Below are 10,583 nucleotides of genomic sequence, written 5' to 3' on the forward strand. Positions count from 1 at the left end.
ACCGCCGCCGAGGACTTCAACGCCACCGCCACCGACGCAAAGCACCACGTCCAAAACACGTACCGGTCAGTACACCCAGAATATCAAAGTACGCCGACGGCCGGCCCGCTCTGCGCGGGCCGGCCGTTTGTCTGTGGTCAGGGTGTCTGGAGGCAAGGTGTCCGGGGTCAGGGTCTCTGGGTCAGGCGGTAGCTTGCCCTACTTTTCAGTCAGCGCGCCCGCCTTGTGCGCGGCCCTCGCCCCGGTCTTCGCGGACTCCACAACGTACTGGGGTTCGTCGTCGCTGGCCCGGTGGGTGTTGCCGTCGAGCTCAAAGTCGCTGGTTTTCTTTTCCACGATCTTGCCGTGAGTCTTTCCCTGCGGGGTGTTCCATTCCACTTCCGTGCCCTTGGTCAGTGCCACGTGCGCTCCTCAAGTCGGGATCCGGCAATCACCGCCGACACTACAGCCGGCGCCGGCCGCCGGCCAGAGCCTGGACCACACTCGGCCGGGCTTGAGAGCCCGCTATCTTAACCGGCCCGAATTGCTGGACTAAGCCCGGACGCAGCACCACACTGTCTATTACAGCTGGCAATCCGGCGCTTCGAAGGGTTTGCGGCTATGCATTGGGCCTTCTAATTGCACTGAGAGGACACCGCCGTGGAGAACCTGGCAGCCATTCTGCCCCTGATTGTCATTGTTGCCTCGGTGCTGCTGGGCATTCTGGTCATTTGGCTGGCCGTCAAACTGATGTGGAAAGTGGCCGAACCGAACGAGGCCCTCATCATTTCCGGTTTGACGCGCGGCACGCTGGAAAGCACCGACGGCATGGACTTCAAGATCGTTACCGGCAAGGGCGCACTGGTGCTTCCCGGCCTGCAGACTGTCCGGACGCTGTCCCTCACTCTGAACGAGACAGAGCTCAAGGTTTCCTGCGTCACGTCCCAGGGCATCCAGGTTGTGGTGGAGGGCGTTGTCATTTACAAAATCGGGGACGCGCCCGCGTTTATTGCCAATGCCGCCCGAAGGTTTTTGGGCCAGCAGCCGAAAATGGAAAGCCAGGTATACAACGTCTTCGAGGGCCACCTGCGTTCCATTATCGGCAGCATGACCGTGGAGGAGATTATCCGCGAGCGCGACAAGCTGGCGTCCCAGGTCCGCGGCGCGAGCGGCGTGGAAATGGAGAAGCTCGGCCTGGTGGTGGATTCCCTTCAGATCAAGGACCTCCAGGACCCCACGGGCTACATCCAGAACATCGCCAAACCGCACATTGCCCAGGTCAAAATGGAGGCCCGCATCGCCGAGGCCACCAGAAACCGCGAGGCTGCGGAGCGGGAGGCCGAGGCCGCCGCACAGATCGCCGATGCCCAGAGCGTCTCCGCCATCAAGCAATCGGCCGCGCAGGCCAACGCGGAAAGGGCGAGGGCCAACGCGGCACAGGCCGGCCCGTTGGCAGACGCCACGGCCCGCCAGCAGGTGGTGGTCCAGGAAACCGAGGTGGCCAAGCTCGAGGCAGACCGCGAGGAACAGAAGCTGCAGACCACCATCCGCAAGCCCGCCGACGCCAAGGCCTACGCACAGCGCACCGAGGCGGAGGCCCAGAAGGCAGCGGACATCAGTGCGGCCGAGGCGCGCGCCAAGCGGACGGAACTCGAAGCGCAGGCCAATGCGCGCCGGGTGGAAGTGGAGGCCCAGGCCAGCGCGAGTGCGGCGGCAGCGATTGCCGGCGCCACCCGTGTGACCGGCGAAGCCGAGGCAGCAGCCACCAAGGCGCGTGGCGACGCCGCAGCGTCCGCCATCAAGGCGAAGGCGCTGGCCGAGGCGGAGGGCATCAAGGCCCGCGGCGAGGCACTGGAGAGCAACCAGGATGCCGTCATCTCCCAGCAACTGGCGGAGAACATGCCGGCCATCGTGGCGGCGGCGGCCGAGCCGTTCGGCCACGTGGACCAGCTGACCGTGCTGAACGGCGCCGATGGCCTCAACAGCATGGTGGGCGGAATCATCACCCAGGCCGGCTCGTTCCTGCCCCGGCTGTCGACTGCCCTCAAAAACGGGCAGAACCATGCCAAGCAGCCGCCGAAGCAGCCCGGCGCCTAGGAACGGCGCCCCCAGGAAGCCCAGGAAGCCAAAAAACCGAGGGAAGCCCAGAAAAAGCCGAGGGACATGGTGCACAAGAATGTTGACCGGAGCCTGACCGGGAAGATCGGCAGGGTGAGCGGACAGATCGGCCCCGGAACCGTGGGGGAGGTCATGCTCGCCTACCGCGGCGGCACCAGCGCCTTCCACGCCTACCCGTTCGACAAGGTCAGTGTCTTTACGGTGGGTGACGAGGTGCTGGTCATCTACTTCGAACCGCCGCAGACCGTCTTCGTGGACGAGCTGCCGGACGTCCTCCGCGACGGGGCACGGTAGCCCCCGCCTGTTAACCCAACCTTCCCTTTCCGGTCACGCCCGCTCCCCCGCACGGCTAGACGGCGGGAACACCGTTGAGGGGTGAGGATCGCTATCGTTGCCGAATCATTCCTGCCGCTGATGAACGGAGTCACGCACTCCATCCTGCGAGTGCTTGAGCATCTGCAGGAGCGGGGCGATGAGGTGCTGGTGATTGCGCCGTCGACGTCGGACGCTGATGTTCTGGACGTTGTGCACGGCGCGTTTGTGCACCGGCTGCCCTCCGTTCCGCTGGCGGGTTACACGAACGTGCGGGTGGCGCTGGGAGGTGTGTACCGGGTCAAGAGAATCCTTGCCGACTACGCACCGGACGTGGTCCACCTGGCGTCGCCGTTCGTGCTCGGCTGGCGGGCGGCGCAGGCCGCGCATCAGCTGGGGATCCCCACGGTGGCCATCTACCAGACCGAGGTTCCCAGTTATGCCGCCCGGTACGGGGTGCCGTTCCTGGAGAACTGGGCCTGGAACCGGGTGGAAAACATCCATCTCCTGGCGTCCCGGACGCTGGTGCCGTCCACTTTCGCGCTGAACCAGTTGCGCGGCCGCGGGATTCTGCGGGTGGGCATGTGGCGGCGCGGTGTGGATACCGCGCGTTTTGCACCGGAAAAGCGCGACGCCGGGTGGCGGGCATCCGTGGCGTCGGGCGGTGAGCGGATCATCGGCTACGTCGGCCGGCTCGCGGTGGAGAAACAGGTGGAGGACCTTGCCGTGCTGGCGGACGTTCCCGGCACCCGCCTGGTGATCGTGGGCGACGGTCCCCAACGGACGGCGCTGGAGGAAGCCCTTCCCAATGCAGTGTTCACCGGTTTCCTCGGCGGCGAGGAGCTGGCCCGGGCCGTGGCATCATTCGATCTGTTCGTCCACCCGGGTGAGTTTGAGACCTTCTGCCAGACCATCCAGGAGGCCATGGCATCCGGCGTTCCGGTGGTGGCCACCGGCCGCGGTGGCCCTTTGGACCTGGTGGAGAATTCCCGCACCGGCTGGCTCTACGAGCCCGGTGATTTGACCGGACTGCGCCGGCACGTGATGGACCTGATGGGCGACGACGCCAAGCGCCGCGCGTTCGCGGCGGCCGCTTACGCCTCGGTTCAGGGGCGGACGTGGCCGGCCCTGTGCGCGGAGCTGGTGCGGCACTACAAGGACGTCATGGCCGGCACACCACTTGTTGAGCGTACCGAGACCAACACACCCGCTATCGGGCCTCGCTCTCGGCGGGCCCGATCAGCGGAACCCGAAACCAAGAGCACCCAAGGAGCCACCCTGTGAAGATTTCCGTGATCGGCTGCGGCTACCTCGGCGCCGTGCATGCGGCCACGCTCGCGTCGATGGGCCACACCGTGGTGGGGATCGACGTCGACCCCGCACGCGCCGGGCAGCTGGCCAGCGGACGCACCCCCTTCTTCGAACCCGGACTGGACGAGCTTCTCCGCGACGGCCACGCCACCGGCCGCCTCAGCTTCTCCACGGACTTCGCTAACGCCGCCGGGGCCCAGATACATTTCCTCTGCGTGGGCACCCCGCAGTCCAAGACGTCCGACGGCGCCGACCTTAGCTACCTGGTCTCCGCCACCAAAAGTCTCCTTCCGCACCTGAGCAGGGGTGCCGCCGTCGTCGGCAAATCAACCGTGCCCGTGGGCACCGTTGACAAGCTGGGACGCATGCTCGCCGCGCGGCCGGACGTCCTGCTGGGGTGGAATCCGGAATTCCTGCGGCAGGGCACCGCGGTGAAGGACACGCTGGTGCCGGACCGGCTGGTGTACGGGGTGCCCGGCGGCAAGGAGGGCGCGTTCGGGCGCCGCAGCGACGGCACGCAAGGGGCCGCCCGCGGCGTGACCGCCGTGCTGGACGCCGTGTATGAGCCGCTGCTGCGCGCCGGCATCCCCCGGCTCGTGTGCAACTTTGCGACGGCGGAACTGATTAAGTCGGCGTCGAACGCCTACCTGGCGACGAAGGTCAGCTTCATCAACGCGATGTCGGAACTGTGCGAGGCCGCCGGTGCCGACGTCACCGAACTGAGCGAGGCGATGGGCATGGATCCGCGCATCGGCAACCGGTACCTGCATGCCGGACTGGGATTCGGCGGCGGCTGCCTGCCCAAGGACATCCGCAGTTTCCGGGCGCAGGCGCAGGCTCTGGAGGTCCGGTCCGTGGACGACTGGATGGGTGTGGTGGACTCCGTCAACGTGGGCCAGCGTGCCCGGACCGCGGAGGTTGCCCGGGAACTCTGCGGCGGCATGATCGCCGGCCGGACGGTGACCGTGCTGGGTGCAGCGTTCAAGCCGGACACGGACGACATCCGCGACTCCCCCGCGCTCGACGTCGCGCTGCGGCTGGCCTCGGCGGGCGCGCACGTCACGGTGACGGACCCCAAGGCCATCAACAACTCGTGGATGCGCTACCCGCAGCTGCGCTTCGAGGCCTCTGCCACGCGGGCCCTTGAGGGTGCCGAGCTGGTGCTGCTGCTGACCGAATGGGCCGAGTACCGCGAACTGTCGCCGGCAGCCGTCGGGCAGCTGGTACGGCGCCGGACGGTACTGGACGCACGGAACGTGCTGGACGCTGCGGCATGGCAGGCCGAGGGCTGGACGGTGCGCGGCCTCGGCACCCAGGCGGCCACGGCAGCGGAGCACGCCCCCGCCGCTGGTTGAGCCTGGGCCCACGCCGGCAGGGTCCCTGGCCGAGCTTGCGAGGTTAGGGTGCCGGCGGGGAGCGAAACCAAAACGCCTGCCCGCCCAAGGGTCGAGCCCGCCTTAACCACCCTCTATGATCGAGGTGAGGGGGTGGACGCTCAATGAGTTTCTCGCGGTCTCACGCAACGTTGGCATGACGGCGGTTTCGCCACGCCCTGAGGGGGATCCGGCCGTAGGCTCCGCTGCCGTGTTCGATGCGCTTCCGGACGCGGTTCTGGTGATCGGCGGTAACGGGGTCATCACGCAGGTCAATTCCGCCGCGGAGCAGCTCTTCGGCTACGCCAGGCTTCAGCTCGTCGGCGAGGACCACCGGATGCTCCTGGCCGAAGGCTACCGCAGCGGCTTCGACCGGCTTTTCGCGAGCCTGCGCAGCGAGTCCGGAGACAGCGCCGATGCCCGGACCCCCTTTGAGTCCTACGGCCTGCGCAGTGATGGCACGGAGTTCCACGGCGAGGTGGCCTGTTCACTGCTCGAGTCCGACGGCGGCCCATCGCTGGTCGCGTCTGTCCGGCCCACGTTTCACCGGCAGGAGGCCGACGCCGAGCTGAGGGAAGCGATGTCGCTGCTCAGCGCCACCCTGGAGTCCACGGCCGACGGCATCCTCGTTGTGGCAATCGACGGCAAGATCGCCGGGATCAACGAGCAGTTCACGAAAATGTGGGGTATCCCGCGCGAACTGATGGCCACAGGTGATGACGCCGCGGTGATGGATTACGTGCTTGGCCTGCTCTCGCATCCCGAAAGCTTCGTGGACAAGGTCAACGAGCTCTACGCGGATCCGACCGCTGAAAGCCACGACACCCTGGAGTTCCTCGACGGCCGCACCTTTGAACGCTACTCACGGCCGCAGCGGGTGGGCAACGCGGTGGTGGGCAGGGTCTGGAGCTTCCGGGACGTTACTCCGCGGCGCCGGGCGCAGGAACAGGCCCGGCAGGCGATGGCGGACCTCGCCGAGCAGGCCGCGCAGCTCAAGGCCATGGCGTTCCAGGATCCGCTGACGGGGTTGGCGAACCGGAAGCTGTTCCATGACCAGCTGTCCGAAGCGCTGCACGGCAGCTACAGTGCCGCCGTCGACGTCCTCCTCCTGGACCTTGACGACTTCAAGGAGGTCAACGACATCCTTGGCCATGCCGCCGGCGACCAGATGCTGGTGGAGGTGGCCCGCCGGCTAACGGCGTGCGTGCGGCCGGACGACACGGTGGCCCGGCTGGGAGGCGACGAGTTCGTCGTGCTCCTGACCGGATCCACGGATGCCGAGTCCGTCGCTGAGCGGATCGTGCAGTCGCTCAACGTTCCCGTCCGGATCGAAGGGTCCATGCTGCGGCCCAGCCTGAGCCTGGGGATCGCCTCCCTCAGCGAGGACGCTGTGGCTGCCTCCGAGCTGCTGCGGCGCGCGGACGTGGCCATGTACGCGGCCAAGGCGGCGGGCAAGAACCGGTACATGCGGTTCAAGCCGGAGATGATGACGGCCCTGGTGCAGCGGACGGACATGGAGGCGGGCCTGCGGCTCGCCGTCGACAACGATGAGATCAGCGTGAGCTACCAGCCGGTTGTCTCGCCGCGGCTAGGTGAGGTGATCCAGTTCGAGGCACTGGCCAGGTGGGAGCGCGACGGCAGGAATGTGCCGCCGTCGCAGTTCATTCCGACGGCGGAGCGCAGCGGGCTGATCTCGGCGATCGGCCTGCGGATGATGCGGGAGAGTTTCATCCAGCTCGGACCCTGGCTCTCCGGCAGTCCGGAGCGCTCACTGGCGGTGAATGTGTCCGGCGTGCAGCTGCGGGACTGCGATTTCGCCGGCAGTGTGCTGGGCATGGCCGAGTCCCACGGCATGGATCCCCGGCAGCTGGTGCTGGAGGTGACGGAGAGCGTGTTTTTCGACGCCGACGACCACGTGATCAGCCAGCTCGCGAGCCTGCGCAGCGCCGGCGTCCGGGTGGCCCTCGATGATTTCGGGACCGGCTACTCGTCGCTGGGCCGGCTGCAGGACCTGCCGGTGGACGCGGTGAAGATCGACCAGTCCTTTGTCTCCATGGTCCGCACCGGCGCGGAGAAACTGCCGATCCTCAGCTCCATGATCAACATGGCCCACAGCCTGGGCCTTAGCGTCACGGCGGAGGGCATCGAAACCTCCGAGCAGGCCGCCTACCTGACGGACCTGCAGTGCGACGCCATGCAGGGCTACCTGTTCTCGGTGCCCGAATCCGAGACTGGCCTCGAGCAGGCCATCAGCCGCTCAGCCGCAGCACTCGGGGCGCTTGAGGGGCTACGCCTGCGCCGCTGATTTCGAACGCGCCCTCACCTATCGCCGTTTTTCTGCCGACGCCCCCTCAGCTCCTGCCGCTTAAACCCAAACCCTCCCTCACCTCCCGTCGCTTAAACCCAAACCCTCCCTCACCTTTCGCACGCCTCTACCCAAACCCTCCCTCAGCTCCTGTCGCCTCAACCCAAACCCTCCCTCACCCTTCGCACGCCTCTGGGGCCCCTCTATTGGGGGACCTTTCTGGCGACCCTCAAGGTAAGGCCAACCAGGAGGCGTGCGGATTGCCGAGGAGAACTGCGCACGACTATCGCGTGCTGCGTTCGCTCCGTAGTTCGTAAATGTCTGCAGGACAGTTGGGGGGAAGCATAAACAGGAACCAGCCCCGGAGGGCGCTGGCTGCAGCGACGGCGTGGGCTGCGAGGGCTGATACCGGCCCCCGGACCGGGTGGACCTCAGGCGTTGTCGAGTTCAGGCCTGTCCACGGGTTTCGCCGGCACTGACCAGTTCCAGGCTGCGTTCCCAAAACTTCCCGGCCAGCTCGGCGTCGTAAGCCTGACTGTTTGCCTTCGCCAGTGCACGCTTGGCGTAGTAGGCGCCGGGTACCCAGTCCCGGCCGGGCGTAGACGAGGCGAGCCACACGAGTGTCGCGGCGCCCTGCTCCGCCGGGAGCAGGAACCTGTTCAGCACGGTCTTGTAGGCGTGGCGGAACCAGCTCGTGGACTCTGCCGCGAAGTTGGTGGCCACGACGCCGGGGTGGAAGGCGGCCGCCGAGATGCCGTCTTTCCCGTAGCGGTTCTGAAGTTCGGCGGTGAACAGGATGTTTGCGAGCTTGGCGGTGCCGTACGCACGGTTGGTCGAGTAGTTTCGGGTCGAGTTGAGGTCCGCCAGATCGATTTGACCGAAACCGTTCGCAGCGCTTGAGGTGTTAATGATGGCGGCACGGCTGGCAGTGAGAATGTCCAGCAGCTCGGTTGTGAGCAGGAACGGCGCCAGATGGTTGATCTGGAACGTCCTCTCGTATCCGTCCACGGTCAGCTCGTGGCCGCGCATGATCCCGCCGGCGTTGTTCGCCAGGACATCGATCCGCGGGTACCTTTCCCGCAGCGCAGCGGCCAGCTCGCGCACCTGCCCCAGCTCGGCGAAGTCGCAGGCGAAGAAGTCGGTACCCAGTTCTTTGCCCACCGCTGTGGTCTTCTCGGGGGAACGTCCGACGACGACGACCCGCTCGCCTGCGTTCGCCAGGTTCCGTGCGGCTGCTGCCCCGATGCCGTCGCTGGCTCCGGTGATAACGATGGTGCGCTGGGGCATGGAGTGTCCTTCGATGGAGGTTGGCAGGGCAGCCGAGTGTGCTACCAACACACAACGGCGCCCGGCCGGGTAATGTTCCCCGGCCGGGCCTGTCGGTGTTGCGTTGGGGCCTTTGCAGCTCCGTGCCTAGAAATTCAAGGCCGGCCGCAGGCTCAGTGCATTGCCTGCGTTGAGCAACCGGGGACCAATTCCCAGCATTTCCTCGGTGGAACGGAGAAGCGAGTAGTGACTGTAGGAACCCTGCACAGTGGTTCCGGGCACCACCGACGGCGCAACAATGAAGTTGGGCACTGGCGTGTCTTCGTCGAACACAACCGCTATTGCAGTCCTGCCGGCCTGGTAGGTGGGGCTGTTCAGGATGGCCGGGAGCCAGCCGGACAGCCACGTGTCACCAGTTGCGATGCTGCAGTCGTGCATGTCGTTGCAGACATTCGGCGTGATCAAGGAGAAGTTCGGCAACGTGTTGTTGGCCAGGTCGCGCTGGAGATTTCCCGATGCCGGTGTGCCGAGCGGGACATTATTGATAGCGCACGCCGCCCTGTCCCCCGGACCCTGGTAATACGCTTCTGGGTTGTGCCGGACCGCGTACAGGCCCGAACCGCTCAACCGGCAATTCGAACTCATGGATTCCTCGTAGCTCTTGTAGGTCAGCCCGGCCGTCCTCACCTGCCGGAAAATATTGTCCGCCGTGATAGGCGGCAAATTGCCGGGATCCGAGTCGGAGGTCACGCCCTGCGTGCTGCCGGACGTCAAAGCCAAGTAGCTGGGAAGCGAAGGCAGACCCAGTCCGGCATCACTCCAGGTGGTCACGGAACCGCACTGCCGGGCAAGCTGGGTCATGTAGGGGGCATTCGCGCTCCCGATAACCTGCGAGTACGTCTTGTTCTCGAAAAGGAACCAGATCACGTGGTCGTACGTGGCCGGCGGAGCTGCCGTCTTGCCGCAAGGGTTTGCGGCGGGCGGCGGTGGTGGCGGCGGGGGCGGAGGCGGTGGAGGCGGGGTCCCGTTGGTCGTGAGGACCAGCTGCGGCCTGTTGGCGGTGTCCGCAACCTCCTTCGAGGCGTAGATCACTCCGTCGGAGGACGTGTTGTTGATCCGGAAGGAGTACGTACCGTCACCTTTGATAATGCTGAAGACGTCAACCTCGACAAACGTGTTGGTCGGCGCGGACCCCACCGAAGCAATCACGGTCGCGTCAGCCGCCGGCGCATTGTTCCAGTTAATGGTGCTTTCGCCCCATGCCGTGTTCTGCACCCGCCGGAACTGGCCGCCAAGGTTGGACGGGTCAGCTATGAACAGCCGGAGCTTGGCACCGGTGACCGTGTTTCCGGTGCCAGCCACCGTGAATTTGAGGAATGACATCTCGATCGGGGAATTGTCTGCCTTCAGCCCGATCGCGGTGCCGAAGTTTGTGTTGGGTGAGTCCCGTTTGACCACCGCATCTGCGGAGGGACCGATCGTGACGGTAGCCGCCTGGGCCGCACCACCGATGAATGAGATAGCGGAGACAAACAGAAGGGTGGTAACTGCTGATAACCACTTGGCCGGAGAAAACCCGCGCCTGGAGCGCGCTCTTTCGCCTCTTCTCCGGCCAACTGGGAAGTCTGATCTGGAACGCATCAGGGACTCCTTTGTCCTATGGGCGCATCAGCGTCGATGCGCGTTGGAACACCGTAGCCCGATGCCATCGAGAAACAATGGAAATTTCTGAATTTACCCTGTGAAAACCTTGGTACCAGGCCGGAAAGTCCCCAATAGTCACCCCTTGATTCCCCCGGAGAATTAGAGGCGAGAGCAGGATACCGGCTAAGCCGGTGTTAAATGCGGGAGGACCCCAACCTGGTGGTTGGGGTCCTCGACCTTAATGGTTGTCCGGCGGTGACCTACTCTCCCACACC

Annotated in this window: 8 protein-coding genes; 5 read left to right on the forward strand and 3 right to left on the reverse strand. The window is 65.7% G+C overall.

Annotation, left to right across the window (positions count from 1 at the left end; all coding sequences use genetic code 11):
- Nucleotides 1-198 precede the first annotated feature (198 nt).
- Nucleotides 199-402 carry a DUF2945 domain-containing protein gene (locus ACFQ50_RS23670; protein WP_377998049.1) on the reverse strand — a complete coding sequence of 68 codons (204 nt, stop codon included), beginning with the start codon at nt 400-402 and terminating at the stop codon, nt 199-201.
- Nucleotides 403-639: 237 nt separating this feature from the next.
- Between ACFQ50_RS23670 and ACFQ50_RS23675 the strand changes: the two genes are divergently transcribed.
- From ACFQ50_RS23675 to ACFQ50_RS23695, 5 genes are all read left to right on the forward strand, one after another.
- Complete coding sequence (locus ACFQ50_RS23675) at nt 640-2,076, forward strand: flotillin family protein (protein WP_377998050.1); 1,437 nt, start codon at nt 640-642, stop codon at nt 2,074-2,076.
- A gap of 69 nt (nt 2,077-2,145) precedes the next feature.
- A complete protein-coding gene (locus tag ACFQ50_RS23680; RefSeq protein WP_377998055.1) occupies nt 2,146-2,391 on the forward strand; it encodes a hypothetical protein in 246 nt (81 codons plus the stop codon).
- Between the two features lie 81 nt (nt 2,392-2,472).
- A complete protein-coding gene (locus ACFQ50_RS23685) occupies nt 2,473-3,693 on the forward strand; it encodes a glycosyltransferase family 4 protein (RefSeq protein WP_377998051.1) in 1,221 nt (406 codons plus the stop codon).
- On the forward strand, nt 3,690-5,075 hold the full coding sequence (locus ACFQ50_RS23690; protein ID WP_377998052.1) for a UDP-glucose dehydrogenase family protein: 1,386 nt from the start codon (nt 3,690-3,692) through the stop codon (nt 5,073-5,075). Before ACFQ50_RS23685 ends, ACFQ50_RS23690 begins: the two co-directional genes overlap by 4 nt.
- Nucleotides 5,076-5,250: 175 nt before the next feature.
- Nucleotides 5,251-7,398 carry a putative bifunctional diguanylate cyclase/phosphodiesterase gene (locus ACFQ50_RS23695; RefSeq protein WP_377998056.1) on the forward strand — a complete coding sequence of 716 codons (2,148 nt, stop codon included), beginning with the start codon at nt 5,251-5,253 and terminating at the stop codon, nt 7,396-7,398.
- A 447-nt stretch (nt 7,399-7,845) separates the two neighbouring features.
- Here ACFQ50_RS23695 and ACFQ50_RS23700 read toward each other — a convergent pair whose 3' ends face one another.
- The gene (locus ACFQ50_RS23700) at nt 7,846-8,685 is read right to left on the reverse strand and encodes an SDR family NAD(P)-dependent oxidoreductase (protein ID WP_377998053.1); all 840 of its coding nucleotides are present in this window, start codon (nt 8,683-8,685) and stop codon (nt 7,846-7,848) included.
- Nucleotides 8,686-8,811: 126 nt separating this feature from the next.
- Complete coding sequence (locus tag ACFQ50_RS23705) at nt 8,812-10,305, reverse strand: alkaline phosphatase family protein (RefSeq protein ID WP_377998054.1); 1,494 nt, start codon at nt 10,303-10,305, stop codon at nt 8,812-8,814.
- Nucleotides 10,306-10,583 lie beyond the last annotated feature (278 nt).

Source organism: Arthrobacter sp. NPDC056493, assembly GCF_042795115.1.
Lineage (GTDB): Bacteria > Actinomycetota > Actinomycetes > Actinomycetales > Micrococcaceae > Arthrobacter.

Coding starts and splice junctions, on each gene's coding strand:
- ACFQ50_RS23700 (WP_377998053.1), bottom strand. CDS start 8,685: ATGCCCCAGCGCACCATCGTTATCACCGGAGCCAGCGACGGCATCGGG.
- ACFQ50_RS23695 (WP_377998056.1), top strand. CDS start 5,251: ATGACGGCGGTTTCGCCACGCCCTGAGGGGGATCCGGCCGTAGGCTCC.
- ACFQ50_RS23705 (WP_377998054.1), bottom strand. CDS start 10,305: ATGCGTTCCAGATCAGACTTCCCAGTTGGCCGGAGAAGAGGCGAAAGA.